This window comes from Gemmatimonas sp. (assembly GCF_041689975.1).
Classification (GTDB): Bacteria; Gemmatimonadota; Gemmatimonadetes; order Gemmatimonadales; family Gemmatimonadaceae; genus Gemmatimonas.
Window position 1 is genome coordinate 17,959 of the sequence record NZ_JBDNFF010000120.1, and the last position, 25,974, is coordinate 43,932.

At 64.9% G+C, this 25,974-nt stretch carries 22 protein-coding genes and 1 pseudogene; 15 read left to right on the forward strand and 8 right to left on the reverse strand.

Annotated elements, in window-relative coordinates:
* Position 1 precedes the first annotated feature (1 nt).
* The 3 genes from tkt to ACESNG_RS08285 form a co-directional block, all read right to left on the reverse strand.
* Positions 2–2,032 carry a transketolase gene (gene tkt / locus ACESNG_RS08275; RefSeq protein WP_373068521.1) on the reverse strand — a complete coding sequence of 677 codons (2,031 nt, stop codon included), beginning with the start codon at positions 2,030–2,032 and terminating at the stop codon, positions 2–4.
* 96 nt (positions 2,033–2,128) lie between these two features.
* Positions 2,129–2,671 carry a DinB family protein gene (locus ACESNG_RS08280; protein ID WP_373058833.1) on the reverse strand — a complete coding sequence of 181 codons (543 nt, stop codon included), beginning with the start codon at positions 2,669–2,671 and terminating at the stop codon, positions 2,129–2,131.
* Positions 2,668–3,864 (reverse strand): DHHA1 domain-containing protein, encoded by a 1,197-nt coding sequence (locus tag ACESNG_RS08285; protein WP_373058831.1) that lies wholly within the window; start codon positions 3,862–3,864, stop codon positions 2,668–2,670. Before ACESNG_RS08285 ends, ACESNG_RS08280 begins: the two co-directional genes overlap by 4 nt.
* Before the next feature lie 92 nt (positions 3,865–3,956).
* Between ACESNG_RS08285 and ACESNG_RS08290 the strand changes: the two genes are divergently transcribed.
* Together ACESNG_RS08290 and hrpB are read left to right on the forward strand one after the other, a co-directional pair.
* On the forward strand, positions 3,957–6,491 hold the full coding sequence (locus ACESNG_RS08290; RefSeq protein WP_373068523.1) for a S41 family peptidase: 2,535 nt from the start codon (positions 3,957–3,959) through the stop codon (positions 6,489–6,491).
* A gap of 23 nt (positions 6,492–6,514) precedes the next feature.
* The gene (gene hrpB, locus ACESNG_RS08295; RefSeq protein WP_373068525.1) at positions 6,515–9,082 is read left to right on the forward strand and encodes an ATP-dependent helicase HrpB; all 2,568 of its coding nucleotides are present in this window, start codon (positions 6,515–6,517) and stop codon (positions 9,080–9,082) included.
* 172 nt (positions 9,083–9,254) lie between these two features.
* On the opposite strand, the gene ACESNG_RS08300 is transcribed toward hrpB, so the two are convergent.
* On the reverse strand, positions 9,255–10,427 hold the full coding sequence (locus ACESNG_RS08300; RefSeq protein WP_373058825.1) for a histidinol-phosphate transaminase: 1,173 nt from the start codon (positions 10,425–10,427) through the stop codon (positions 9,255–9,257).
* A 96-nt stretch (positions 10,428–10,523) separates the two neighbouring features.
* On the opposite strand from ACESNG_RS08300, the gene ACESNG_RS08305 reads away from it, so the two are divergent.
* From ACESNG_RS08305 to ACESNG_RS08320, 4 genes are all read left to right on the forward strand, one after another.
* Complete coding sequence (locus ACESNG_RS08305) at positions 10,524–11,522, forward strand: YbhN family protein (RefSeq protein WP_373058823.1); 999 nt, start codon at positions 10,524–10,526, stop codon at positions 11,520–11,522.
* Between the two features lie 4 nt (positions 11,523–11,526).
* Positions 11,527–12,519 (forward strand): drug/metabolite exporter YedA, encoded by a 993-nt coding sequence (gene yedA, locus ACESNG_RS08310; RefSeq protein WP_373068527.1) that lies wholly within the window; start codon positions 11,527–11,529, stop codon positions 12,517–12,519.
* Positions 12,520–12,577: 58 nt separating this feature from the next.
* Positions 12,578–12,940, forward strand: coding sequence for a hypothetical protein (locus ACESNG_RS08315; RefSeq protein WP_373058819.1), 363 nt, complete (start codon positions 12,578–12,580; stop codon positions 12,938–12,940).
* Positions 12,941–13,353: 413 nt separating this feature from the next.
* On the forward strand, positions 13,354–13,614 hold the full coding sequence (locus ACESNG_RS08320) for a hypothetical protein (RefSeq protein ID WP_373068529.1): 261 nt from the start codon (positions 13,354–13,356) through the stop codon (positions 13,612–13,614).
* 22 nt (positions 13,615–13,636) lie between these two features.
* Here the strand turns inward: ACESNG_RS08320 and ACESNG_RS08325 are convergent, their stop codons facing one another.
* Both ACESNG_RS08325 and ACESNG_RS08330 read right to left on the reverse strand, forming a co-directional pair.
* Positions 13,637–14,383, reverse strand: coding sequence for an IS1595 family transposase (locus tag ACESNG_RS08325; RefSeq protein ID WP_373068539.1), 747 nt, complete (start codon positions 14,381–14,383; stop codon positions 13,637–13,639).
* A 45-nt stretch (positions 14,384–14,428) separates the two neighbouring features.
* Positions 14,429–14,548: pseudogene (locus ACESNG_RS08330) on the reverse strand (hypothetical protein); the annotation flags it as partial.
* Positions 14,549–14,877: 329 nt separating this feature from the next.
* Between ACESNG_RS08330 and ACESNG_RS08335 the strand changes: the two are divergent.
* Positions 14,878–15,009: a hypothetical protein gene (locus ACESNG_RS08335; RefSeq protein WP_373058815.1), complete on the forward strand. Its 132-nt coding sequence runs from the start codon at positions 14,878–14,880 to the stop codon at positions 15,007–15,009.
* Between the two features lie 397 nt (positions 15,010–15,406).
* On the opposite strand, the gene ACESNG_RS08340 is transcribed toward ACESNG_RS08335, so the two are convergent.
* The gene (locus ACESNG_RS08340; protein ID WP_373068531.1) at positions 15,407–16,069 is read right to left on the reverse strand and encodes a DsbA family protein; all 663 of its coding nucleotides are present in this window, start codon (positions 16,067–16,069) and stop codon (positions 15,407–15,409) included.
* A 289-nt stretch (positions 16,070–16,358) separates the two neighbouring features.
* Positions 16,359–16,835 (reverse strand): RNA polymerase sigma factor, encoded by a 477-nt coding sequence (locus ACESNG_RS08345; protein ID WP_373058887.1) that lies wholly within the window; start codon positions 16,833–16,835, stop codon positions 16,359–16,361.
* 341 nt (positions 16,836–17,176) lie between these two features.
* Here ACESNG_RS08345 and ACESNG_RS08350 point away from each other — a divergent pair, with 341 nt between their 5' ends.
* The 8 genes from ACESNG_RS08350 to ACESNG_RS08385 all read left to right on the forward strand — a co-directional run bounded on the left by ACESNG_RS08350 (position 17,177) and on the right by ACESNG_RS08385 (position 25,661).
* Positions 17,177–17,794: a TonB-dependent receptor plug domain-containing protein gene (locus ACESNG_RS08350; RefSeq protein ID WP_373058813.1), complete on the forward strand. Its 618-nt coding sequence runs from the start codon at positions 17,177–17,179 to the stop codon at positions 17,792–17,794.
* A gap of 142 nt (positions 17,795–17,936) precedes the next feature.
* A complete protein-coding gene (locus tag ACESNG_RS08355) occupies positions 17,937–20,066 on the forward strand; it encodes a GMC family oxidoreductase N-terminal domain-containing protein (RefSeq protein WP_373058811.1) in 2,130 nt (709 codons plus the stop codon).
* A 51-nt stretch (positions 20,067–20,117) separates the two neighbouring features.
* Positions 20,118–20,717 carry a MarR family winged helix-turn-helix transcriptional regulator gene (locus tag ACESNG_RS08360; RefSeq protein ID WP_373058809.1) on the forward strand — a complete coding sequence of 200 codons (600 nt, stop codon included), beginning with the start codon at positions 20,118–20,120 and terminating at the stop codon, positions 20,715–20,717.
* 3 nt (positions 20,718–20,720) lie between these two features.
* Positions 20,721–21,887, forward strand: a complete 1,167-nt coding sequence (locus tag ACESNG_RS08365; protein ID WP_373068533.1) for an alanine--glyoxylate aminotransferase family protein — start codon at positions 20,721–20,723, stop codon at positions 21,885–21,887.
* The gene (locus tag ACESNG_RS08370) at positions 21,884–22,882 is read left to right on the forward strand and encodes a 2-hydroxyacid dehydrogenase (protein WP_373068535.1); all 999 of its coding nucleotides are present in this window, start codon (positions 21,884–21,886) and stop codon (positions 22,880–22,882) included. The genes ACESNG_RS08365 and ACESNG_RS08370 overlap by 4 nt, the downstream gene beginning before the upstream one ends.
* A gap of 143 nt (positions 22,883–23,025) precedes the next feature.
* Positions 23,026–23,901 (forward strand): alpha/beta hydrolase, encoded by an 876-nt coding sequence (locus tag ACESNG_RS08375; RefSeq protein WP_373058802.1) that lies wholly within the window; start codon positions 23,026–23,028, stop codon positions 23,899–23,901.
* Positions 23,898–24,632: a DUF2461 domain-containing protein gene (locus ACESNG_RS08380; RefSeq protein WP_373058800.1), complete on the forward strand. Its 735-nt coding sequence runs from the start codon at positions 23,898–23,900 to the stop codon at positions 24,630–24,632. The genes ACESNG_RS08375 and ACESNG_RS08380 overlap by 4 nt, the downstream gene beginning before the upstream one ends.
* A gap of 210 nt (positions 24,633–24,842) precedes the next feature.
* Positions 24,843–25,661, forward strand: coding sequence for a VC0807 family protein (locus tag ACESNG_RS08385; RefSeq protein WP_373058798.1), 819 nt, complete (start codon positions 24,843–24,845; stop codon positions 25,659–25,661).
* Positions 25,662–25,974 lie beyond the last annotated feature (313 nt).

Consider the following 25,974-nt stretch of genomic DNA (forward strand, 5'->3'; position numbering starts at 1 on the left):
ACTATGCGCCCAGCAGCTGCGTAACAGTCGCCGTTACGTTGTCGGCGCTGATGCCGAACTTCTCGTACAGCGTGGGGGCCGGTGCACTGGCACCGAAGGTTGAGATGCCGACGATCGCGCCCGTGTCGCCTACCCACTGGTACCACGACATCGGATGCGCCGCCTCCACGGCCACGCGCGGAACGCCGGCGGGCAATACACTCGCACGATAGGACGCGTCCTGCTTGGCGAACAGTTCGAGACTCGGGCAGCTCACCACGCGCGCGTTCACACCATTCGCGGCCAGCTGCTCACGCGCCGCCAGCGCGATCTCAACTTCCGAACCGCTCGCCAGCAACACCACGTTCGGGACGCCATTCGTATCGGCCACCACGTAGGAGCCACGCGGCACACCGGCACGTGCCCGTGCCGGCTCGCCAAAGTACGACAGTTTCTGACGCGTGAGCACGATCGCCGACGGACCGGTGCGATGTGCGATCGCCACGCGCCACGCTTCGCTCACTTCATCGGCATCGGCCGGACGCAGCACCAGCAAGTTCGGAATGCAACGCAACGCGGTGAGCTGCTCGACGGGCTGGTGCGTGGGGCCGTCTTCGCCGAGTCCGATGGAATCGTGCGTGAACACGTAGATCGCCTGCAGGCCCATCAGCGCCGCCAGGCGGATCGCCGGACGCATGTAATCGCTGAACACGAGAAACGTGCCGCCGTACGGGATGATGCCGCCGTGCAACCCCATGCCGTTCATGATCGCGCCCATCGCGTGCTCGCGAACGCCGAAATGAAAGTTGCGACCGGCGGCTGCGGTGGGCGCGTAGTACGTGGCGCCCTTCACGTTGGTGAGGTTCGAACCGGTGAGGTCGGCGCTGCCACCAACCAACTCGGGCGCCGCCAAAGCGATGGCGTTGATGACGACACCACTCGCGGCGCGGCTGGCTACGTTACCGCTCTTCGTATCAAATACAGGAAAGGCGCTGTCGAGCGCGGCGGTCAGCTGGTTCGCGTTGCGACGCAGCAGCTCGGCGGCGAGCTCGGGGTGCGCGGCTTGGTACGCCGCCCACCTGACTTTCCACTCACCGTGCAACGCGGCGCGCGTGGCCACACGCTCGGTCCAATGCGCGCGCGCCTCATCGGGTACGAAGAATGGCTCCGTGCTCGGCCAGCCGTACGCAGCCTTCGTAAGCACGATCTCGGCGGCGCCCAACGGTTCACCGTGCGCCTTGGCTGTGTCCTGTTTGTGGGGAGAGCCGAAGCCGATGTGGGTTTTCGTGATGATCATCGTGGGACGCTGCGCGTCGGCCTTCGCCGCGGCGATGGCGGCGTCGATCTCGTCGAGATCGTTCACGTCATGCACATGCAACACCTGCCAACCGTACGCGGCGAAGCGCTGCTCGGCGTTGTCGCTGCACGAGAGATCGGTGCTGCCGTCGATTGTGATGCCGTTGTCGTCGAAGAAGCCGATCAGCTTGCCGAGCTTGAAGTGACCGGCGTAGCTGGCCGCTTCGTGCGAGATGCCTTCCATGAGGCAGCCGTCACCCGCCACGAAATACGTGTAGTGATCGACGATGTCGTGACCGGGGCGGTTGAACGTGGCCGCGAGATGCGATTCGGCGACGGCGAAACCGACGGCGTTGGCGACGCCCTGTCCAAGCGGACCCGTAGTCGTTTCCACACCCGGCGTGTGGTGCACTTCGGGATGGCCCGGCGTGAGACTCTGCCATTGACGGAAGCGCTTGATCTCGGCCAGTGGGAGGTCGTAGCCCGCCATGTGCAACGTGCCGTACAGCAGCATGGACGCGTGGCCGACCGACAGCACGAAGCGGTCGCGGTCGGCCCACAATGGTGCCGATGGGTCGTGGCGCAGATGACGCGTGTACAGCGCGTACGCCAGCGGCGCGAGCGCCATTGGCGTCCCCGGGTGTCCAGACTCGGCGGCCTGGACCGCGTCCATGGCGAGGGTACGGATCGTATCGATCGCGAGACGCTCGGTCTCGGTTACGGCAGCAGCAGCAGAGGGCACAGCGGACACGGACATCGCTCCGGAATTTCGGTCAGGTGAGGCGCGCCACTGGCGTGGGCGCCGCAGATCTGAAATCTAGCGAATTCCGGGGGCCGAAATCGGACCGTACGATCAGCGCACCAGATACCGCTCGCGGGTGAGATCGAGGTGGTGCGCGAAGTGCCCGGCAATCATCCACGCCAGCGCTCGTGCGGAGACTGGATGTCCACTGGCGACACCGACTTGGCTCCACGCCTGTTCGTCCAGCGACTTCACCAGCGACAGCGTGGCCGCGCGCACGGTCTGAATTTCGGTCAGAATGTCGTTAAGCGGGCGTCCGGCTGTGCGACTTTCCGGCACCCAGGTATCCTGGTCGAACCCCGGAAGCGGTGTTATGTCGCCGCGGGCGATCCGCATCAGGCGGTATGAAAACACCCGCTCCGTGTCGGCCACGTGTACCAGCGACTCGCCCAGCGTCCACTTTCCAGAGCCATACGAGTAGTCGGCCAGCGACGGGTCGACGGCGTCGAGCAGTTCCAGCAGCGCCGTGGGCTGCGCGACCAGTAGCGACCAGAGCTGGTCCGTGCCCGTCGCGGTGAGGGCGTTGGCGGTGGCGTCGATATAGGTCGAGGCGAACGGCGCGTGTTCCGAGAGCGAGGGTCGCGTGATCTTCATGCGGACAATTCCTGTGTGGTTGCGAGAAAGCCAAGGGACGCGAGTACGACCGGCAGCTGCGACGGATCGGGGACAGCGCCCTGTGCGAGACGGGGCGAGCCGCCGCCACGACCACCAACGGCTTGCAGGGCGGCACGGAGTCGCTGTCCCGCATCGATGCCGGTGTCTTCCGCGGTGGCCATCAACACACCGCCCACGACGGCATTGGTCACCAGTATCGCGCAACACCCGAGGGCCACCAGCTGCTGGGCGAGCGGTTCGGAGTCCTTCACCGCGCCAGCGGTTGACACGACGATGCGCCGCACGCCGTCGCCGTCGGGGATACACGCCGTCCACATGGCCGTGGCTTCATAGCACGCCAACTCACCGGCCAGACGTTTCCGCTCACGTTCTCCCTCGGCGAGTCGCTGCTGCTGCTGTTCCACGAGTCCTGGCAGCTCATGTGGTGCGGCCGACAGGGTGCGTGCCGCCTTCGTAAGCAGTTCGGCGTCGAGTCTGGCACGGGACACGGCGCGATGGCCGCACACGAACTCGATGCGCGTGTGGCCCTTGGTCTTCTCGGCGCGACGCAGCAGCATCGCGCCAATCTCGCCGGTGAAGTGGACGTGGGTACCGCCGCAGGCACTGCGGTCTATACCGTCGATGGTCACGATACGCAGCTCGCCCGCACGGTCGCTCGGCTTGCGGAGTCTGGTGGCCTCGGCGGCGTCTTCGAAGGACACGGTGACGCGCCGATTCTGCACGATCAGGGCATTGGCGCGGCGCTCGAGGGATGCGAGCATCGTGGGGTCGAAGTCATCGCAAGCCACGTCGACGGTGTTGCTGTCATCACCGAAGTGCACGCTCAGCGTAAGCCAGCCGAATTCGTCGGCGAGGAAGCCTGAGAGCAGGTGCTGGCCGGTGTGCTGCTGCATGTGATCGAAGCGACGCGTGGTATCGATCTGTCCCACCAACATCGACTCTACGGAAACGCCGATCGGTTCTGCGAGGCAGTGCGCGATCCGCTCTTCCTCGTCGATCACGTCGACCACCGCGATGCCGCCCAAGGTGCCCAGGTCGTGTGGCTGTCCGCCCGAGGTGGGATAGAACGCGGTGCGGTCGAGCACCACGCGACGACCATCGTCGGCGATATCGAGCACCACGGCGGTAAACCGGTCTAGGCGCGCGTCAGTGTAATACAGGCGTTCGGTCATGCGGAGGCGAGTCAGTATATGGGAAGCGTTGTGCAACAAGGAGGGGCGCCGATGGTATCTTGTGCAATATGCTGATTTCGCCAACTCCCCGGATGCTCGGGCGTGTCGCCGCACGTGCGTCGCTGGCGATTCTCGCATCGGCGAGTGCCGGCTGCAGCAGCAGCTTCTTCAGGATGACTCCGGATTCGGGTGTTGGTGCGCCGGCGCCGGGGGGGAGTACGCCGAAGGCGTCGCCCAAGGCATCTCGACCGGCGCGTCACGCAGCAGCGGCACCGACAATGGCGGCGCCAGTTCTGGCGGCACCGGCGGTGGTTGATACGCAGCTCCCTGAGCCGGACCCTGCCCCCTCTGATTCGGCGGGCGTGGCCCGGTTGCGTCAGTTGCTGCAGGTGTGGCATCTGGCGTCGCTCTATCACCCCGCCGTGATCGAACGTGGCGCACCGTGGGATTCCGCGTTCATCCGCGCGGCGACGGTCGTACGTTCTGCGAACGATCCAGAGCAGCTGGCCAGTGCGTATCGTCGCATGCTGTCGGTGCTGCAGGACCCGCTGACGCGCGTCGAACTCACGGACAGCGCGGGGACGACGGCCACGGTCGTGAACGATGCCGTCGGATATGAGCACGGCAGTGAGCGTACGCGTGACAGTGTGCTGATCCTGCGCGTGCCGTTGGGTGCGGCACAGCGTGCGCTGTTGACCGACAGCGCCGCCGCGATGGTGAATCGTTTGCTTTCCACGGCGCCCGGGCGCGTGGTGCTCGACCTGCGTGGATCGGGAGTGCCGCAACACACGACGGTCGACCGCATTGGTGATGATCGCATCGATACCGTGGTCGATCGGTTTGCGATCAGCGCCGGACTTGCGACGCAGTTGAACAGCATGCTCACGATCGCGAGTTCGGAGCGGACGCGTCGTGTAGGTGGCGCGCGGTATGTCGATGGGCAATGGCAGCCCGATGACGCCTGGACGGTTCGCACCGGACGCCCGGTGTTCGCCGGTTCGTCGTCACCACGTCGCGTGATGGTGCTGGCAAATCGTGCCACGGTGCTTCCGCGCGCGCTGTTGTCACTGGTAGCCAGTGGGCGCGCCACGCTGCTTGCTGAAGAGGGCGTGGACGATACCCCGTTGGTGTCGAGTGTGGTGCTGCCGATCACCGATCGCACGGCGGTGCGCATTCGCACGGGTGAGCTGGTGCATGCCGACGGCACTACCGGGCTTGTCGCCGACACGGTGCTGCCGCGTGCGGCACAGCCGCTGGATAGCGCGCCGGTGTTGCGCGCGGCGCTGTCGCTGCTGCGCACACATCGCGTGGTGCGCGTATCTCGTGAGCCCGTGCGTCGTCTGCCAGCGGTGTTGCCGAATTACTACGGCCGCGATCCGTATCCGTTCATGGGCGCTCGATTGTTGGCGGCGGCGCAGCTGTGGAGCGCCATTCGCGTACGTCACGTGCATCGCGACCTCTACGATGAGGATATGGATGCGTTGCTCGTGCGCACGATCCCGAAGCTCGAGGCGGCGCGTGTAGCCAGCGAATACGCGGCGGCATTGACGCCGATGGTATCGGCACTCGATGACGCTCCCGCAAACTTGCGAGGGCAATCGGCCGACACAGTGCGCGGTACGGCATCGGTTCCGTTTCGCCTACGCTGGATCGAGGACCGCGCCATCATCACCGATGTGGTGCGCGATTCGGTCACGAAGGCACTCGGTATCGAAACGGGTATGGAAGTCACGGCCGCTGACGGCTTCCCGATGCCGGCGTGGATCATCGACCATCGTACGGCGGTGTCCGCGCCGAACACGTGGTCGCGCCTGCGCGCGCTGATGCCACAAGTCGCACTTGGCCCAGGCGGCGGTGCACTGTTTCGCTTGCGCGACCTGACCAATCGTGAATGGCAGTTGAACATTCCGCGCAGTGCGGCGTATGTGGCGCCACTGGTGTTGGCGGAACGACCGGGCATGAGCGCCGTGCGTACGTTGCCGGGTGACATCGTATACCTGGATGTAGAGCGCCTGCCGCACGACTCGATCGCGGTGATCCTCGCGCGCTCGCGCGGCGCACGAGCATGGATGCTCGATCTGCGCGGCACGCTCGGCACGGGTCGCGCCGAAGCCATCATCGCCGCCGTACGCAGCGTCCCCGAAGCGGTCACGGCGCGTGAGGTGCGGCGCTACGAGAGCGAACCCTGTGTCACGCCTACGCTGCGTGAGGCGCGACATTTGTGTGCACAAACACGGGAAGCCCGATCGCGCGTGAGTCGCGGCGACACGGCGGGTCATTATGCCGGACGTCTCGTGGCGTTGATCGATGAACGCACCGAAGGCGACATGGAACGACTGGCGATCGCGCTCGATGCCGTGGCGCGCATCACGTTCATCGGCTCGTCGAGCGCGGGTGCTCCCGGAGAGGTTATGGATATCGCGTTGCCCGGTCTGCTATATGTCGCACTTCCCATCGTGGAGCTCCGCCAGTCGGATGACGGTCAGTTGCAGCGCGTAGGGATCACGCCGAGCGTAGAGGTACGACTCACAGTGCGCGGCGTGCGCAGTGGCTTCGATGATGTGATCGAGCGCACGCAGCAGTGGCTTGTGCAGCAGCTCGATCCGCCGTCGCGTCGCCGCCGATGACTCGCCGCCGATAGCCCGTCGCTGTGCCAGACACCACCACTCTTCCCATCGACGAGATCATCCCGTCGTTGCGCGCGGCGCTGGCCACGCGCACGGTCGCGGTGCTCGAAGCGCCCCCGGGCGCCGGTAAGACCACGCGCGTGCCGCTTGCCTTGGTGCACGAGCCATGGCTGGCGGGCGCGAAGCTGGTGATGCTGGAGCCACGGCGGCTCGCGGCACGCGCCGCGGCGTCGTACATGGCGTCGATCCTCGGCGAAGATGTCGGTCAGACGGTGGGCTATCGCGTACGCGGCGAGACGCGCATTTCCAAGCGCACGCGCATTGAAGTGGTCACCGAGGGCGTGCTGGCGCGCATGCTGAGCAGCGATGCGGCACTCGAGGATGTCGGGATGGTAATCTTCGACGAGTATCACGAGCGGTCCCTGCACGCCGACCTGGGGCTGGCGTTGGTGCTCGAAACGCAGCGGCATCTGCGCGAGGAGTTGCGTGTCCTGGTGATGTCGGCGACGCTGGATGGTGTGGCGGTGTCGGCGTTGTTGGCCGACGAGGGCGGGCCGGCGCCTGTGCTACGAAGTGAGGGTCGGATGTTTCCGATCGAGACGCACTATCGCGCACCGCGCCGCGACGAGCGAGTAGAGGTCACCACGGCACGCGTGATTCGCGAAGCGCTCGAGGCCACGGAAGGCGATGTGTTGGTATTCTTGCCGGGTGCGGGCGAACAGCGTCGTGTGGCGGAACGTCTCACCGGCGACGTCATGAGCGGCGTGCGCGTGCACACGTTACATGGCAGCATGCCACTGGCTGAACAGGATGCCGCACTGGCGCTGGCGCGCCCGGGCACGCGGAAGGTGGTGCTGAGCACGAGTGTAGCCGAGACGAGCCTGACGGTGGCCGGTGTGCGCGTGGTGGTGGATTGCGGACTATCGCGCGTTCCGCGCTACGATGCATCGGCTGGGCTGACCCAACTGTATACGGTGCGTGTGAGCCGCGCGTCGGCCGATCAGCGTCGTGGGCGCGCCGGTCGAACGGCACCCGGTGTGAGCTATCGGTTGTGGGATCAGCATGAGGATCACACGCTGCTGCCTAGCACGCGTCCTGAGATCGTAGACGCTGATTTGTCATCGTTGGCACTCGAACTCGCTGACGCAGGGGTCAGCGATCCGACCACGCTGCGTTGGTTGGATGTGCCGCGCGCGGGCCCGTTCGCGCAGGCGCGCTCCCTGTTGGCGCAGCTCGGGGCGCTCGATGCGACCGGTCGTATTACGTCGCACGGTCGTCGCATGGCGGCACTCCCGTTACAGCCGCGATTGGCGCATCTCGCACTCACGGCGGTCGAACGCAACGCTTTGCCACTGGGAGCCGCGATCGCCGCACTACTGGAAGAACGCGATATCGTGCGCTACGACGGCTTGCCGCCGCAATCGGACATGCGACTGCGCACGGAGCTGCTGCGCCGCGACGGAGCGCAGGGGGCGGTGGGCGTGGCGGTCGATCGCGATGGCGTGCGTCGTGTGCGACAGACGGCCGACGACCTCGCACGTCGCACTGCGGCGGATGGTCAGGGTTCCGCCCCGTCGCGCACCTCGCGGGACGATGCCTCATGGGACGATGCCGACACGGGTTCGCTGCTGGCGTTGGCGTATCCCGATCGCGTGGCACAGCGACGCAGTGGCGGCGCGCCGCGCTATGTGCTGCGCAACGGGAGCGGTGCGGTGCTGGCGAAGCATGATGCGCTGCACGACGCGCCGTATCTGGCGATCGCCGATCTCGAAGGCACGTCGCCTGAAGCGCGGATCGTGCGTGCGGCGCCGATCACGCTGGAGGAACTGCGCGAAGATTTTGGCGAACAGTTCGTGCGCGTCCGACTGGTGGAGTGGGACGAGCGCACCAAGTCCGTACGCGCGCGGAAGCGCACGATGCTGGGCGCGATCGTCATCGACGACGTGGTGTGGTCGGACGCCGATGCAGCGGTCGTGCTGCACACGATGCTGGAAGCCATCCGTGCACAGCTGCAGCGTTGCGGTATCGAGGCGTTGCCCTTTTCCCAAGCCGCCACGCGGTTGCGCGAGCGGATGGCGTTCGTGCACGCGCACGACGAGAGCTGGCTGGATGTATCGGTCACGGCGTTGTCGGTCTCACTCGAAGCGTGGGCGGGTCCGTATCTGGACGGTGTTCGTACGTGGGCGCAACTGGCATCGGTCGACTGGCACGAGGCGCTGCACTCGTTGATGCCGTGGGCGCAGCGCTCGGCGTTGGAGCGCTTGGCACCGACACATATCGAGGTGCCGAGTGGGTCGCGGATCGCGCTGGACTACAGCGACGCAATGGCGCCGGTTCTGGCGGTGAAGCTGCAGGAGGTGTTCGGCTGGACGAGCACGCCGATGGTGATGGATGGCCGCGTATCCCTCACCCTGCAGCTTTTGTCGCCGGCGCAGCGGCCGGTGCAGGTTACACGCGACCTCGCCGGATTCTGGCGCAGCTCGTACTTCGAGGTGAGGAAGGAGCTACGCGGGCGTTATCCACGGCATCCCTGGCCTGACGATCCGCTTACTGCAGTCGCGACTCGGCGAGCGAAACCGCGAGGGACGTGAGGGGGTGAGAGTACTGCGGTTTTGGGCTGTGGGCTTGGGGTTCTGGGTTGTGAGTAATGGGTTTTGGGTTCAAGAGACGTCGGATGCGAGCGATCAGAAATGCGCTGGCACCCACTACCCAGAACTCATTGCCCAGCACCCCAAGCCAACAGCCCAACACGCGCCGCCGAGTTTACGCCAACGCCCCGGGAATCAACTGCACAAATTGCTTCATTTCTTCCGGAGTTCCGATGCTGATGCGGCACCAATCGCCGTACGGCTGAAACGCCCGTCCTACCCGGAAGCCGCTGGCGAGGAAGTGCTTCTGCAGCTGTTCGACCGGGCGACCAGCGTGGAAGAATACGAAGTTCGTTTGCGACGGCGCGACGCGACGGCCGGCTTTGGTGAGCGCGGCGGTGAGCAGGGCGCGGCTTTCCCGGTTCCTGGCCTTCACGAACTCCTGGTACTCCGTGTCCTGCACCGACGCCAGAGCTGCGCGCATGCCGAACGTGTTCGGGCTGCCCGTCGCGAATACCGCCATCTTCTTGATGACGTCCGGATGCGCGATCGCGAAGCCGATGCGGAGACCGGCGAGGGCGTGAATCTTGGAGGCTGTGCGTGACACGATGATGTTGTGGCCGGCCGTCACCAGATCCGTCATTGACCGATAGCTCGGATCGTCCACGAAGTCGTGATACGCCTCGTCGACCACCACGAGGCATTTCTTCGCGGTGCTGATCACGAAGTCGCGCATCGTGGCCTGATGGTCGAGCACCGCGGTGGGATTATTCGGGTTGCACACGAACACCAGTTTCGTGTCGGCGCCGATCTTCGCGGTCATGGCGGCGAAGTCGTGATGCAGGTCGGCGTTGAGCGGCACCTTGTGCACGGTTACACCCATCGACGCGGCGTAGTCCGGCAGTTGCTCGAAGGTAGGCCACGGCAGCACCATCTCACCGCCTTGCATCTCCGTGGTCAGCGCGGCGAGTGACAGTACTTCGCTCGAACCTTGCGTGACCAGCACCTGCTCGGGCTTCACCCCCTCGTGTTTCGCATACGCCCCCGTGAGCTCCTTCATGACGGGCGGATCGTAGTGCGGATGCTCGCCCCACGCGTTCATGATCGCGTCTTTGGCCTTGGGGGACATGCCGAACGGATTCTCGTTGTAGCAGAGGCGAATCGGGCCGGCGGCGCGACGCTGCGTGGTGATGTCGCGCTCGAGCTGCTTCAGCACCTCGCCGTACGACGCGCCTCCGAGTGCGCGAGAGGCTTCGAGAGCGGGCAAGAGTCCCGGGAGTGCCACGCTGGCCCCGACACCGATACCGGTCTTGATCAGCCATTGACGACGGGAAACGCTGTCGGACATGCAAACCTCGCGTGGTGCTGGTGGGTGGAGAACGTCGCGCGACGGGTGGTGGTCTGCGACGTGGGTCTACGATACCGCGCGAACTATCTTTCCGCGATGTCTGCTGTTCGATGGCTGTTCACGGCCTTGTCGTTCGCCGCCATGCTGGGGGTGTCGGCATGGGTGGTGGCCTCGCATTGGCCGGCGGGGGGCATGCCTTGGCTGGGCTGGCCGGTGCACGTGGCGGCGCTGGCCACCGTAACGGCCGAGATCGTCACGCGGGCGCTCAAGATCCAGGCGTCGGCGCGGGCGTGTGGGATTCCGCTGCGTTTCGGGACCGCCGTGCGGGTCTGTCTGGCCGGCGACTTCGCCGCCGCCATCACGCCGGCGCGCTCGGGGGCAGAGCCGTCGCGCTTTCTGGTGTTGGCCGAAAGTGGAACCGGCGCCGCCGCGCGGGTGCTTATCCTCTTTCTCGAACTGTTTCTCGAGATGTGGTCGCTGGTGCTGGTGTGCAGCGTGTTGGCCGTGCTGTTCGCCGGGCGTGGCGCCTCTGCAACGGGGCTCCTCAGTTTGGTGGGCGGCTATAGCAGCTTCGTGCTCGGGGTCGGCGCGGCTGGATGGGTGCTCTCGAAACGGAACGCCAACGGGCCGCCGCCAAGGTGGGCGCGTCGCGTGGGGTTGCATGCCGCGCGGTGGCGCGTGGTGCAGCGCACGTTGCGCGCGCTGCGGGGATCGGTGCAGTCGCTGCGCCGCGCCGATCCCGGGCTGATGCTGCTGGCCTTCGCGGGCTCGGTGCTGCACGTGATGTTCAAAGTGGCCACGTTGCCGATCCTGGTGTTCATGGGCGATCCGTCGTTCCCGCTCACAATGGACGCGCTGGCACCCTTGGTGCTCTGGCCGTTGGCGCTCTTTTACGGGGGGGTGGTGGTGCCGGCACCGGGCGGCGGCGGTTTTATCGAAGGCGCCTTTGCGGCCACACTCAGTTCGGCGATCCCGGCCGGTATCTTTGCGGCCACGCTGCTCTGGTGGCGGTTCTACACATTCTATTTCTATCTTCTCGTTGGCGGGGCGGCGGCGGGTGATGCAGCGCTGCGTGCCCTGCGGCGCCCGACCTGATGCGATGACCGCTACGAAACGCCCAACCTCCAGCACCGACGCCGGTTCCGCGGCTGCCTCCCTCGCTGCCGGAACCATGGCTTCGGCCACCCAATGGCAGTTGGTTGCCGGCTTTCTGGTGGTCTACATCGTCTGGGGATCGACGTACCTGGCGATCCACTGGGGTGTGGAATCGATCCCTCCGTTCGGCATGGGAGCGGTTCGATTTCTGTTTGCTGGCTCTATATTGTACGTATGGTGCCGCGCTCATGGCGCGGAAAAGCCGACTGCAAGTCAGTGGAAAGCTTCAGCCGTCATCGGCACGCTGTTGCTCTTCGTCGGCAACGGCGCTGTCTCCTGGGCCAGCCAGCGCGTCCCGTCGGGACTGACGTCGGTCCTCGTGGCCACGGTGCCTCTCTGGCTCGTGCTCTGTGAACTCTGGCAAGGCAAGCGCCCGGACCTCCTCAAAGTGCTGGGGGTCCTCATCGGCCTCGCCGGCGTCGCCCTGCTGGTCATGCCCACCGGCGCCGCCACGGCCACCGTCGACCCCGTCGGCGCCGTCGTGCTCGCGTGCGGCTCCCTCTCCTGGACCATCGGCTCGCTCTATTCGCGCACCGCCCGTCAGTCTGCCTCGCCCGCGCTGGCGATCGCCATGCAGATGCTGGTGGGTGGATCCCTGCTGCTCACGTTGTCGCTCGCGCTTGGCGAGTGGACGCCGGAGCTGCACGTCACCGCGAGGTCGGCGGCCTCGCTACTCTATCTGATCGTGTTCGGATCGCTGATCGGATTCAGCACCTATATGTGGCTGCTAAAGGTGGCGAGCCCGGCGGCGGTGGGGACGTATGCCTACGTGAATCCGGCAGTCGCTGTGATGTTGGGAGTGCTGCTGGCTGGTGAGCGGGTTCCGGCGCGCGCGGTCGCTGCCATGACGGTCATTTTGGGTGGTGTCGCGATGGTCAGCATCGCCGGCGGCGGTGCCCGGCGCATGGTCACGGCCATGTGGCGCGCTCGCCGCTGAATCCTCAACAGGCCGGGCTTCGTACGCAGCGATATACCACCTTCTCCGGAGCGGTCCTGTGCGCACTCACATCAAAATCGTCGGCATCGTCAACCTGATCTACAGCGCGATCGGCATCCTGGCCGCGGCGGGTGTGCTGCTGGGCGGCATCTTCAGTTCGCTGGCCACGCTCAATCCCATCGTCCTGGTCGTGGGCACAGTGACCAGTGCGCTGATCGCCATCGTGATCGGCGCCATCAGTGTTTTCGGATTGCTCGCCGGTTTTGCGCTGCTCAATCACCAGCAGTGGGCGCGCTACGTGATTCTGTTCGTTTCGGCGTTACGCCTGTTCCGGTGGCCGTGGGGCACGCTCTTCGGCGGCTATTCGATCTGGGTGTTGACGCACGACGACACGCGGCAGTTGTTCGCGATGCGCTCGTAGTGGCAAATTGGTTTGAGTTCGCGGAACCGACAGTGTTCGACAGTACGCCGTGGTAAGCGCTCGAGACCATGTGATAAAGGTTGGCTCTGTTCCGTAATTGCGTTGGCTTTACGCTTCAGATCCTGCGGTTCGCGCGTCGGCGCGTCTGCATCCAAGCTCGCCGCGCTCGCGAACTCTTGGCTGTTCACTCCTCTGCCGGAGTCAGTTCCATGCCCCTCGCATCGCTTGCACTTGTGGCTCTATCCCTCCACCCCCCGGCGCTCGTGCGACCGTCTCCCGCGCCTGACTCAAGCCGCCAAATTGCACTCGTCAACTATGCGTTCGATGGGCTGCCTACCGATGCCAGCAGTCTGACGGCCCGAACCGAAGAGTGGACCGTACGAAATGCAGGCCGCGCGCTGCATCATGTCCTGATGTTGCGCCTGCGTGACTCAAGTAGCCTCGCGTCAGTCGAGGCATGGAAGCGTCAGGGAGCATCTGAGCTCTTGGCACCAGCGCCGATTGCGCTCAAGGTGGACGCGATGCTTCCGGGCGCCAGCATCGTTCGACGCGTGCGATTGGAACCCGGACTGTACGTCGTGTTGTGCCTCGTTCCGCAGGGACGTGGTGCCGACGGAGCGATTGTCGATCACGCACATCTCGGCATGCAGCAGACTTTCGTGGTAAGCCCGTGATCGCCTGATCTCGGCGCGGCGGCTACGCTGGGCTGATCATGGCCCCGCAGTTGGCGCAGCATTGCACGGGGTTGAGCTCAGCCGTGTTTCCCACGAGGACGGCCCGCGCCTTCGCCGCGGTCAGCCGCTGGACTCGCTCGTCGATGATGTGCCACGACAGGTAGCGGTCGAGGTACTTGGTCGCCACGCCACGGAACCGGGCGATCCACGCCTTCAAGCGGCCCTGGTAGCTGTTGACGGTCTGGACGTGGTAGATGCCCCGCTTGCGCTGGTTGCGGGCCGTCACGAGGGCGACGTGCTTCACGCCGACCGCCTGCGCCGCCAGCCGCATCGCCGAGGAGCCGTCCGTGCACAGCGTGACGTCGCGGGTCAGCATGGGGCGAAACACCGCGGTCAGGGCCGTAGCGTTCGACGTGCCGGGCAGCACGACGGCCCGCGTGTCCCCCACGCGGGCACGGGCCACCACCACGGGGACCTTGTCCTTGCCCAGGCCTCGCTTCGATCCGTTCTTGGTCCCACGCCGGCGGGGTCGGCGGCCCACGGGCTTCGAGCCCTTGAAGTTGCGGCGGAAGTAGGTCTCGTCCGCCTCGACGATGCCGCCCAGCGGCGGGGCCTCCGTCGGCGTCAGGAAGGCCATCACCTTGTGCCGCCACCGCCAGGCCGTCTTGTGGTTCATGTCGACCCGTGCGGCGGCGCGCCGAGTCGACAGCCCGTCGCGCATCGTGTCGGCGAACGCGCGCCACTTCTGCGGCATGTGCGTCCCGGCCATGGCCGTCCGCGTCAGGTCGTTAAACGTCCGGGCGCAGGGGAGGCAGCGGTAGCGCTGGATGCCCGTTCGTTCACGGCCCCAGCGCTGGACGCGCGCACTCTGACACCGCGGGCAGACGTACCCGTGGTGGAACCGCCGCTCTCGAGCCTTCTGGGTGCCAAGCATACCAGAAAGAGTAGCGGAGCCGGGCGAATTCGCGACCGCCGTGCCACGATACCAACGCAGCTACGGAACAGAGCCTAAAGGTTTCTCTCTCTTCAGAGCGGGTTTGACACGATTGCGGTGGCCTCACGTGGGTAACCCCATATGCGGCAACCATTGCGTGTGCTTCGGAGGGCGTTTTCGCTGCGCTCCGTTGCATGACTTTTGCGCAGACGGATTGATGGTTGATCATTGCGGGGTCGCTGCCTAACGGGTGTAAATTCGCCGCGCGTGAGCACCAAGCGTTTCGAAAGGCGCGGTACAGGAACCCGCATGGCGAGCTCTTTCGCCTGTTGTTGCCGCATGCGGTGAACGGGAGCGGGCTGCGCGAGACAGCGGCCCAAGCGAAGGCGGCCGAGATGGGATCGATGTCGGCCGTGATGCTGTTCAAGGGCATGCAGATCTTGGGGTGGTGGCTGGAGTAGATCGTGGGCCGAGTGGCTGAGCAGGTCCGCGCCGTGCCCCCACCCTCGGGAGTAGAAGACTCGACGTGATCGACAGCACCACCATCCAACGATCGGCGAGCACGGGAACAGATTGGCGTCTGCACGACACAGTCGACCTGTGCACGCTCCGTTGTGACTGACGGCAGTGCACGGACGCGAGCGCCGCCGATCTGCCCGAGCGTGCCCGCATTGAACACCGCGACGTCCTGCATAATCGCAGTCAGCGCGAGGCGAATCGCGATGCGCCGAGCAGCATCGCGATTCGCCTTCTACCCTCGGCGCGACGTCGCGCTGGTGTGCACCTGGTTGAGCCGAGGGTCGACGCACGTTGCGGAGTCATCGGCACGTAGCACGCCGCCGCCTAAGCCGCGTGTCTCTATCCAGTTGGAGCCTGCCCGCGAGAGACTCGCTGTATTGCTTTCGCAAGTTCCTCCTGGCTCGGCGGTCTGCTCAGCCGCCACCCATCAATGTAAATCGTCGGCGTTGCTCTGACTCTGAGTCGAAGACCAAGAAGCCTGTTGCGCTCGATTCGTGACGTTTCGATTTTTAGGGTATCGGTGCAGTGGGAGAACGCTGCAGTGTCACGGACGCCTACAGATCGCGCTAACGAGGTAAATGACTCGAGCCCGTATCGCGCCTGTCTGGAGAAGAGCGTATCCAGCATTTGCCCGTATACCCCATGTGTACGCGTGCACTCGAGCGCGATCGCGGCAGGGATCGCAAATCGGTGTCCGGCGATCGGGAAGTGTACGTGTTCAACGGATAGTGTGATCGGGTTCCTTTGTACTTCTTCTCGAAGGTGTGCGTGCAGTATCGCACAGAAGGGACACTCTAAATCGTTAAACACTACGATACTGACCAGTCCACCTCGTCCGCCGACTGGCACGGCGGCACGCCTTAGATCTGCCCACGCCGTATCGCGTTCCGCTGTCAGTGCGGCGAGCGAGCCGCTTGGCGGGAGAGACGAGCGAGGCTGAAAGCGTAGCACAATGGCCGCGGCAACAACGAGAAGTACGCAGACATCAACCAGACGTTTCACGCGGAAGCCCTCGTGGATAGGCGGCTACGCACCACAGTTGGCGAGTAGCAGATTGAAAGGGCAATACCCAGCAGGTGCGGGCTCGCATGAGCGAACCTCGCAGCCCATGTCCTCGCATTCATTCTGTGCAATGACGCATGAGTCGACGCAGATTGGTCCACAAATCCGTTCCGGCACTGGAGCTGCTGCGGTTGCGCGGGAGGTGGCAATCAGGCCTGTGGCAGCTAGGAGGCGTATCCGTTGCGTGATGTTCATGTTGAAATATCCTCGTGTTGTGGGTTGCTACATGCTAGAGTTGTTTGCTCAATGCGAGTTCTGTTCGGCGCGAGTAATTGCTCTGGCGCAAACGTCGTTTCACCTCCGCTAGCGTCGATTTGACCGTTCCTCTGGTGATTCCCAACGACAACGCTATTTGGGCGTGCGGGGCGCGTTGGAGCCAAGCGGTTTCTGCGATCAGTCGTTGCCGCAGCGTTAGCGATTGGCACCGACGAATCTCCTCTGCGATCGATACTCCACGGCCGCAGTCGTCGACTCCGTCCGCATCCTCATCGAGTACCTCGGCAGCGATCGTCAGGGCGGCGATCGCCTGCTGCTCGCGCCGTACTCGCCTAAGCGCATCGAGTCCACATCGACGGCAAACCGTGAACAACCAGGCCTCAGGGCTGCCGGCGGCACGTTCGCCGTCGACCAGCGCGAGCGAGCGAAGCAGGCCTTCATGAAAGACGTCTTCAGCCGCATCTCGGTCGCCTAGCAGCCGGACCAGCATGGGAAGCACTTTTCGTTGAAGAGTGGCGTAGGTTGTCGGAAGCACGGCAATGGAGTCCTCGATGTCGCGAGTCCGGTTAAGTATCGAAACCGTTGACGCATCCCTTCTTCTTAACAAGCTTGTAGAAAGAGACGGCCCCAAAGCTCGGAGGTTCAGTGATCGTTATCACGGCAGTGCTCCGGCAACTGACAATGGTTGCGTTAACAACGGAGCTCTTGATCGTACCGCGAGCGGAAGCGGACTCGCCGCGCAATACTGCCAGTCGGCGTCAGGAGTCGGCATCGCTAGCCGTCAGGCTAACGTCCCAGTCGGCGGCGCTCGTAGCCACCGCGTCCGTTCGCGTGCGACACGCCGGTGGACTACGAGAGGCCCGCTTCGACTCCGCGGGTGTGGTGCTCCTCCTAGACCTGCGAGCGGGTGTCGTCGAGGTGGACGTGCGTGCTGTTGGCGCCCAGCCGCGGAGCGCGCGAATGGTATTGGAGCGCGGAGCGAATGTGGTGGACTTCGTGCTCAGGGATCAGCGGGTCGAACTCTCGACGGTGTCGGTGCTCGGCGATCGCCCGGTGCCGTCTCGACTGCAGGGATATGAGCGCCGCCGTATGCTCGGGGAACCGAATGGTGTCGTCGACCGTAGCGAGATCGAGCGCGTTCGACCGATTGGTGTCTCTGTGCTGCTCGCTCGCCTCCCGGGGGTGCGTGTCATGGACTCACTTGGAATCAAGAAGCCCGTGTCGCGACGCGGCTCGCTGATGCGAGGAGGGCAGATGATGCCGTGTCAGATGCGCGTGATGCTCGACGGTGTGCTCTTGCCCCTAGACTTCAATCTTGATCAGATACCGCCTATGGACGTGCACGGCATCGAGGTGTACGCAGGTGCGGCGCGCCTCCCGCCGCAGTTCGGTAGCTCGCGGGAGAACTCCCAATGTGGCGTTGTCCTGATCTGGACGCGAGGCGGCTGACTTGCGATCCCACCACAGCGCGTTCAGTTGGTGGGCAGACCGATGATGCACGGCGGTCGTCGCGCGATACCCTCGCGCTAGTGGCGTGATCCCGCGATAGTCGATACCGTTCGGGAGTGAACGAACCACCTGCCTTCATCGCATGACCGTCGCGACTCCTGTCAGCCCAGAACTCCGTACGCCGCCTCGCGTCGTGCTGCCGCACTTGTCTCGCGCGCAGCGTACGTCGCTGGCGGCGCTTGCGCCGTGCGTGCTACGCGGGGCGCCGCCAAGCACCGAGTCTGCCGACGAGTTCGTTGCCCGATGTGATGCGCGACTGGAACTGCTTCCCGCGCATCGTCGCGCCCAGTTGGGGTTGGCCCTCGATGTGCTTGCGGGCCGCACGTCCGCGCTCCTGGCTATCGGCAAGCCCACGCGTTTCGCCGCCCTGAGCGCCGCCGATCAGACGCGCTGCTTCGACGGCTGGCTCAATTCGACGTTTGCCCCGCTGCGTTCGGCGTCGCATTCCGTGCGTCGACTGCTCATGGCCGTGCACTACGCGCGTTCGGAGGTCACCCAGGCGATCGGCTATGCGGGGCCGATGCATCTGCGTTCGCCGCGGGTGTCATGGGAAGGTCCGATGTCCGGTGTCAGTCGCGCCGACGAGCCGGTGGCGCGCGGTCACGTGGAGCTGCCCGTGCATATTGCGCCGGCCCCGCTGCCCCGCGGGGTGATTCCCGCCGTGGCCATGCGTGCCGACGTGCATCGCACCGCAGACGTGGTGGTGATTGGCACCGGCGCCGGCGGTGCCGTGACCGCCGCCCGACTGGCCGAGGCCGGCTTCGACGTGGTGGTGCTGGAATCAGGTGCCTATCGTACGCGCGCCGATTTCGACGAACGGGAGGCCGAGCTCACCGAGCAGCTGTATGCCGATGGCGCGCTGCGGACGACCGATGATGCGTCGGTGGCGCTGGTGCAGGGCAACACGGTCGGTGGATCGACCACGGTGAATTGGATGATCATGCTGCGCACGCCGGACTTCGTGCTCGATCAATGGGCGTCGGAGTCGGGCGTGTATGGCATGACGCCGCGGGAAATGGGCCCCGTGTTCGAGCGGGTGGAGCGCGAGGTACACGCTAGCGCGGTCCCGGAGGACGCGCATTCGGCCAACAATCGCCTTCTGCTGGACGGCGCGCGTACTTTGGGATGGAAGGTGTCCACGGCGCAGATCAACGCCACCAACTGCGTGCGGTGCGGCTTTTGTGGCGTGGGCTGTCGGCATGATGCCAAACAATCCACATTGGTGACGTTCGTGCCGCGCGCACTTGCCGCGGGTGCGACGCTGCACGCCGACACGCTCGTCGTTCGTATCGAGGTGCGAGAGCGGGACACGGGTGCGGGCACGCCGCCGCTCAAGCGTGTGCATGCCACGGTGTGCGATCCGTATTCCGGACGTCCGGCACGCTCTCTTACCATCGACGCCCCGATCGTGGTCGTGGCCGGCGGCGCGATCGGTACTCCGGCGCTGCTGCTGCGCTCGGGACTGGGTGGCGGCGGGGTCGGTCAGTGGTTGCGCCTGCACCCCACGACGGCCGTCTGGGGGCGCTACGACCGCGAGATCGTGACCAGCACCGGCATTCCGCTCACCACCATGTGCGACGAGCATCTGCGTTGGCGCGGCACCGACTTCGGCTTCTGGATCGAAACGCCGCCGATGCACCCGTCGTTCACCGCGGCGGCAATGCCGGGGTTCGGCCAATCGCACCATGCATTGATGTCGTCGTTCAATCAGCTCGGCGTCCTGATCGGCCTTACCCGCGACGGGGCCGAGCGTACGCGGTCGAGTGGACGCGTGCGGGTCAACCGTCGCGGCGAGACGTCGATCGCGTATGCGCTGACCGCAGAAGACCGGCGCCGGGTGCGCGCGTCACTGTCGGCCACGGCACAGGTGCATTTTGCGGCGGGCGCCCGTGAAGTCGGTACTATGCATTCCAGGCCGATCGTCGTGCGTTCGGCGGCCGATGTGGGCCGGTTGGAGGAGGGGTCGGTCGGTCCGAATCGTATCGGGCTCTTCTCGGCCCATGTGAACGGCACCTGTCGCATGGGGACCGATCCCGCGACGTCGGGCGCGACGCCGGAAGGCGAGCGGCACGGCGTGCGCGGGCTGTACATTTCCGATGGGTCGTTGCTTCCCACATCGCTCGGTGTGAACCCACAGGAGACGATCATGGCGATCGCGACTGTGCTTGCCGAGCGCATGGCGATGCGACACGCCGGTGTGAACCGCAACTAGCGCGCGTTTTCCTTCTCCCGCTGTACCCGTCCTCCGACCACCAACGCCCGCATGAGTAAAGGAGATAGGAAGCGCCGCCGCGCCCTCGATGCCTACTCGACATTGCAGCGCGCCGCCTCGATGGCGGCCGCGCAGGTCGAGCAAGCAGTGCATCCGTTCGGGCTTTCGGCGTCGCAGTTCGGTGTGCTGGAAACGCTGCAGTCGCGCGGTCCCGTGCATCAGCAGGAGCTGGCCGAGGCGCTGGGACGCAGCAAAGCGCAGATGACCGCGATCATCGACGCGCTCGAAGCGCGTGGTTGGGTGCGTCGGGAGCGGCACGCGACCGACCGGCGTTTCATCTCGGTGTATCTCACTGACATCGGGCGCGAGGTGCTGGCGAGCACCACCCCGGCACGCGGTGATGCGATCGTGGCGATCATGCGCGAACTGAGCGGCGAACAGCGGGCGCGGTTGGCGCGACTCTGCCGGCGGTTGCTGCGTGTGCTCGATCCGGATCAGTCGATTGAGCCGGACAGCGACGCCACCGCAGACGCGCAGGACGATGCCGAAGACGATGACCACGCGGACACGCAGGACGACGAACACGAAGATGATTCCGACGAAGAACCGGCCGCCCCGGCCGTCGCGACCACGCTTCCTTCTCCAACATAATCGATGGCCGGACGCCACTTTCTTCAGATCCCGGGACCCACACCGGTTCCCGACCGACTGCTCCGCGTCATGCACCGAGCGATGGAAGATCATCGCTCGTCTGCATTCCCGGCGCTGACGCGATCGATCCTGTCGCGACTGCCACAGGTTGTGCAGCAGACGAAGGGCGAGCCGTTCGTTTTCCCTGCCACCGGTACGGCGATGTGGGAAGCAGCGCTGGTGAACACGGTGAATCCGGGTGGGCGACTGCTGGCGGTGCGGTTCGGACAGTTCTCGCACCTGTTCATCCAGACGGCCCGCGCGTTGGGCTATCAGGTGGACGTGATCGAGGAGCCGTGGGGTGACGTGGCCGATCCGGCGCGCATCGAAGCGGCGCTGGCCGCTGATACGGCGCACGAGATCCAAGGTGTGCTGCTGGTGCACAATGAAACGGCTACCGGCGTCACGAGCGACGTCGCAGCGGTGCGCGCGGCGATCGATCGCGCGAAGCATCCCGCGTTGCTGTTGGTCGACGGCGTGAGTTCGATTGCCAGTCTCGAGTTCCAGTTCGACGCGTGGGGAGTGGACTGTGCGATCACCGGCACGCAGAAGGGCTTCATGCTTCCGGCGGGACTCGGTATTCTCTACCTGAGCGAGAAGGCGCTGGCGCGTGTCGATTCATGCACCATGCCGCGTGCGTACTTCGATTTGCGCGCGATGCGCGCGAACAACGCCCAAGGGTACTTCCCGAGCACGCCGGCGCTGTCGTTGTTGTTCGGTCTCGACGAAGCGCTCACAATGCTGCTCGAGGAAGGCATGGATGCCGTGGCTGCACGTCACCGCCTCCTGGCCAACGGGGTGCGGGCGGCGGTCAATGCGTGGGGACTACGTCAGTGCGCGAAGCGCCCCGAGATTGCGTCGAACTCGCTGACGGCGGTGATGGTGCCCGAGGGTCATGATGCGCGCCGCGTGATCGAGATCGCGTTCACGCGTTACGACATGTCGCTGGGTTCGGGATTGAACGAACTGGCCGGCAAGGTGTTCCGCATCGGTCACCTCGGTGACACCAACCGCCTCACGCTGGCCGGGGCGTTGGCGGGCGTGGAGATGGCACTGTGTGATGCCGGTATTCCGGTCACGCTCGGCAGCGGCGTGGGTGCCGCGCTTCAGCAGTGGCGCGTGTCGGCATGAGCGCGCTGTCGACAAACTCGAAGGATATCCGCGTGGTGGTCACGCGGAAAATGCCGGCCGCCGTGGAAGCGGAGATCGCGGCGCGTTACGACGCCTTGTTCAACAAGACCGACGTGGCGCTGGCGCCGGATCAACTGAAGCAGGTGCTGCAGCAGGCGGACATCGTGATGACCACGGTGACCGACCGTTGGACCGAAGAGATCTTCAACACGCCGGGCATCCGCACGCGTATGCTGTGTAACGTGGGTGTGGGGGTGAATCACATCAACGTCGCGCCTGCGAAGCGGGCTGGCATCACGATCAGCAACACCCCCGATGTGGTGACCGACGACACGGCGGATATTGCGATTGCGCTGATCCTGATGACGATGCGTCGTTTGGGTGAGGGCGAGCGCCACGTCCGCAGCGGCGCGTGGGGCGGACTGCGTCCGACGTTCATGCTGGGGCGCACGTTGCGCGGGAAGACGTTGGGGATCGTGGGCTACGGTCGCATCGGGCGTGCGGTGGCGCGTCAGGCGGCGGCCGCATTCGACATGAAGATCATCTATCATGCGCCGCGTGATCCGCGCATTGATGATCCGGCCACGGACGGACCCGCTGGCGCCGAACGTATCGAGTCACTGGACGCGTTACTGGCACGGGCCGATGTGGTCTCACTGCATTGCCCCGCTACGCCGGAAACGCGTCATCTGATGAACGCCCGCACGCTCGCGCTGATGCCCGAGCACGCGTACCTCGTGAACACCGCGCGTGGAGATGTGATCGACGAAGGTGCGCTCACGTCGGTGTTGAAGGAGCGGAAAATCGCCGGCGCCGGCCTCGATGTGTACGAGTTCGAGCCCAGCGTCACCGCCGAACTCAAGGAGCTCGAGAATGTCGTGCTGATACCGCACCTCGGCAGCGCCACGATCGAAACGCGCACCAACATGGGCATGCGCGCCCTCAAGAATCTCGACCAGTTCGTGACGACAGGAACCGTCACCGACCAAGTGTAGCCCACGCGGGCGGTACGGAGTGCGCGCCACCCCCCTCCCAGCTTAGCTTGCCCACACAGTGGTCCCCAGGCCCCCGGTACTCCCGGTAGCCCGCCCACGTTCGCCTCCAAACGGCTTCCCCAGCCCCTCACACGTTCGCCACCGTGGTCCATGCCGGTCTCTCCGACGAGTTACACCCCACGCCGCCGCTCCCCCGCATGGTGGGTTCTTTGTTGCACTTCACGGAGATCCGGTCGCGGTTCCTACCGCATCCGCACGATGTCATCGTCTGTCTGCCGCCCGACTACGAGCTGAACAGCGACCGTCGCTACCCCGTGCTGTATCTGCACGACGGGCAGAACGTATTCGATGATCTCGCGATGTCGCCGTTCGGTGTGCAGTGGGGCATCGACACTACCGCACGCGCGCTCATGCATGCGCAGGTCATCGAGCCGATGATCATCGTGGCGATCGGCAATGCGGGGCGCGATCGGATCGACGAGTATACCCCCACGCGCGACAACGTCCATGACGCGGGCGGTCTGGCGGATCGTTACGGGCAGATGCTGGTCTATGAGCTCAAGCCGTGGGTAGATCACAACTGGCGCACGCGTCGCGGCGCGCGCGACACGGGACTGGCCGGCAGCTCGCTGGGCGGATTGCTCACGCTGCATCTGGGGCTTACGCACTCGGCGGTGTTCGGGAAGATCGGATTGTTGTCGCCGAGTGTGTGGTGGGACGACCGTTGGATCGTGCGTCAGTTGGTGGCCAACAACGGCATGCGTCCGGAGCTCAAGATCTGGCTCGACGTGGGGACGGGTGAGGCGCGCATGCTGAAGGGAACGCGGTTGCTGTATCGTATGTTGTTGCGGAAGGGGTGGCAACCCGGTCACGACCTGCTGTACATGGAGGCGGATGGCGCGCTGCATGACGAGCGGGCGTGGGGTGAGCGCTCCGGTCTCTTTCTGCGCTTTCTTTTTCCTGCCATGACGTCGTCGATCGACGCCATAGCAACGTCGATGTCGGCGGGGATGTCATGAGTGTAGTGATCGGCGACTACTTCACGCAGTTCACGCCAAAAGCGTTCACGTTCCTGCGCGGTATCGCGAAGCACAATCGCAAGGAATGGTTCGAGGAGCATCGCGCCGACTACGAACACGAAATCAAGCGGCCGCTGGCGCTGCTGGTGGAAGAGGTCGACGTGCATCTCGCCACGATCGCACCGGAGATCGTGGGGTCACCGAAGAAGTCGGTGTTTCGTATTCACCGCGACGTGCGTTTTTCGAAGAACAAGGCGCCGTACAAGACGCACGCGGCTTGCTGGTTCTTTCATCGCGATGCGGGGCGAGGCGTGGGCACCGAAGCGGTGCACGGTGGAGCGGGATTCTACTTCCACATCGAGCCCGGCAAATCGTTCTGCGGCGGCGGTATTTGGATGCCTCCGAGGTCGGCGGTGAACAAGATTCGCCAATCGCTCACCGACGATCTCGAAGGATTCGAGGAGATCGTGAAAGGACGCGCCTTCCGGCGTCGCTTTGGCGATCTGGATACCGACGGCATGCTGACGCGCTTGCCACGAGGATTCGCCGCCGACCATCCGGCGGCCGCCTGGCTGCGGTATCAGTCGTACACGGCGTGGACGGATGTCACGACTGACGAGGTTACGAGCGCTACGCTGCCACAGACGCTGGCGAAGCATTTTGCGGCGATGACGCCGTTCGTGCGGTGGTTGAATGGGGCGTTGGGGTTGGGTCGGGCTTTGACTCGTTGATTGCGAGATTTTGAACAGCAAACTCCCTAGGGGGCAGGGGGAGGGCTTCAGGAAGCAGGGAGAAGCAACAACGCGCCGTTCACCTGCTTTGTGCCCCCTGAAACCCTCCCCCCTCTCTCTTGGGGAGTTTGCAGTTATCGCCCCCAAAGAGTTCGCAGTTCCCCCCCCGCCGGTACCGCCCACCCCCGCCCGCGGTGAGATTCCACGTTCATGCCGAAAACGCTCAAGCTCGCCCTGGATATCCTGATCGGTGCCGTCGCTCCGGTGGTGATCCTGAAATACGGCACCGCTCCGCTCGGGACGCTCAATGCGTACCTCCTGGCGGCGTTCGTACCGGTGGTATGGGTGATGCTCGACCTGTTCGTGATCACCCGCCGATTCAACTTCATCACCACATTCGTCGGTTTGTCGGCAGTGATGCGTGGGGCACTGGCGTTCTGGTACGTGGACGGCGCGCTGTTCGCGTTCAAGGACAGCACCAGCTATCTGCTGTCGTTCTTCGTGTTCGGCGTGACGGCGCTGATCGGCATTCCTGTGACGCGCTCGATTGCGCTGCAGGGGCTCGGGCCCGATACGCCCGAGCGCGAGAAGCAGATGGATCGACTGCTCGACGAGCCGACTGTGCGGACGGTCATGAAGCGCGCCGGGTTGTTAATCGGTGTGACGAATCTCGGCGCGGGCGCGGTGAACTATGTGATCAACTTCCGCATGGTCGTCGCCCCCTTCAATACGCCGGCATTCAATGATCAGGTCGCGAACGTGAACGCGATCACGCGGCTCGTACTCGTACTCCCCGACATGATTGCGATCTTCTTTGCCTTTTCCATGATGTACAAGGCGATGTACGCGCTGCTCCCGGCCGATGAAGGGACCGGTCGCGATGCGGGCGAGTTCTGGACGCTGCTGGCGCGACGGGACGACGCCTTGGCGCTGGCGAAGGCGGGTAATTCCAGTGGCGCCGCACTCGGTGGTGACGACGCGCAACAGCGGGCGGCGCGTCAGGCGCGGGAAGATTTTGGCCTGAGCTGAGGCACGCTGCTGCGGTGGCCCAAGCTGCTTCCCCGCGGATCGCGCGAACAACAGACGGATGATGTTTCGCGCGACGACGCCCCCGCGTTCGATACAACCCACTGAATCGTCGTCCTTGCTGCTTACTGACCAGGCCGCTAATTAGTGCATAGTGCTGTCATGCGGCATACAACACGTGCTGCTCGTGGAACAGGTTCTGCATGATCTGCGGGTGCTTCTGGCAGCGGACGAGATGTCGGCGCACGGGAGCCCTCATCTCGGCCACAGCATCACGCGAACGTCCGCCTTGTTCTCTGCCACGAACAGTTTCACG

Excerpts from the sequence above, each read along its gene's own strand:
- ACESNG_RS08305 (WP_373058823.1), top strand. The coding sequence starts at position 10,524 with ATGTCTGCTGTTCGATGGCTGTTCACGGCCTTGTCGTTCGCCGCCATG.
- ACESNG_RS08290 (WP_373068523.1), top strand. The coding sequence starts at position 3,957 with ATGCTCGGGCGTGTCGCCGCACGTGCGTCGCTGGCGATTCTCGCATCG.
- ACESNG_RS08320 (WP_373068529.1), top strand. The coding sequence starts at position 13,354 with ATGTTGCGCCTGCGTGACTCAAGTAGCCTCGCGTCAGTCGAGGCATGG.
- ACESNG_RS08300 (WP_373058825.1), bottom strand. The coding sequence starts at position 10,427 with ATGTCCGACAGCGTTTCCCGTCGTCAATGGCTGATCAAGACCGGTATC.
- tkt (WP_373068521.1), bottom strand. The coding sequence starts at position 2,032 with ATGTCCGTGTCCGCTGTGCCCTCTGCTGCTGCTGCCGTAACCGAGACC.
- ACESNG_RS08360 (WP_373058809.1), top strand. The coding sequence starts at position 20,118 with ATGAGTAAAGGAGATAGGAAGCGCCGCCGCGCCCTCGATGCCTACTCG.
- ACESNG_RS08280 (WP_373058833.1), bottom strand. The coding sequence starts at position 2,671 with ATGAAGATCACGCGACCCTCGCTCTCGGAACACGCGCCGTTCGCCTCG.
- ACESNG_RS08380 (WP_373058800.1), top strand. The coding sequence starts at position 23,898 with ATGAGTGTAGTGATCGGCGACTACTTCACGCAGTTCACGCCAAAAGCG.
- yedA (WP_373068527.1), top strand. The coding sequence starts at position 11,527 with ATGACCGCTACGAAACGCCCAACCTCCAGCACCGACGCCGGTTCCGCG.
- ACESNG_RS08345 (WP_373058887.1), bottom strand. The coding sequence starts at position 16,835 with ATGCTGGTCCGGCTGCTAGGCGACCGAGATGCGGCTGAAGACGTCTTT.
- ACESNG_RS08285 (WP_373058831.1), bottom strand. The coding sequence starts at position 3,864 with ATGACCGAACGCCTGTATTACACTGACGCGCGCCTAGACCGGTTTACC.
- ACESNG_RS08365 (WP_373068533.1), top strand. The coding sequence starts at position 20,721 with ATGGCCGGACGCCACTTTCTTCAGATCCCGGGACCCACACCGGTTCCC.
- ACESNG_RS08325 (WP_373068539.1), bottom strand. The coding sequence starts at position 14,383 with ATGGCCGGGACGCACATGCCGCAGAAGTGGCGCGCGTTCGCCGACACG.
- ACESNG_RS08370 (WP_373068535.1), top strand. The coding sequence starts at position 21,884 with ATGAGCGCGCTGTCGACAAACTCGAAGGATATCCGCGTGGTGGTCACG.
- ACESNG_RS08385 (WP_373058798.1), top strand. The coding sequence starts at position 24,843 with ATGCCGAAAACGCTCAAGCTCGCCCTGGATATCCTGATCGGTGCCGTC.
- ACESNG_RS08355 (WP_373058811.1), top strand. The coding sequence starts at position 17,937 with ATGACCGTCGCGACTCCTGTCAGCCCAGAACTCCGTACGCCGCCTCGC.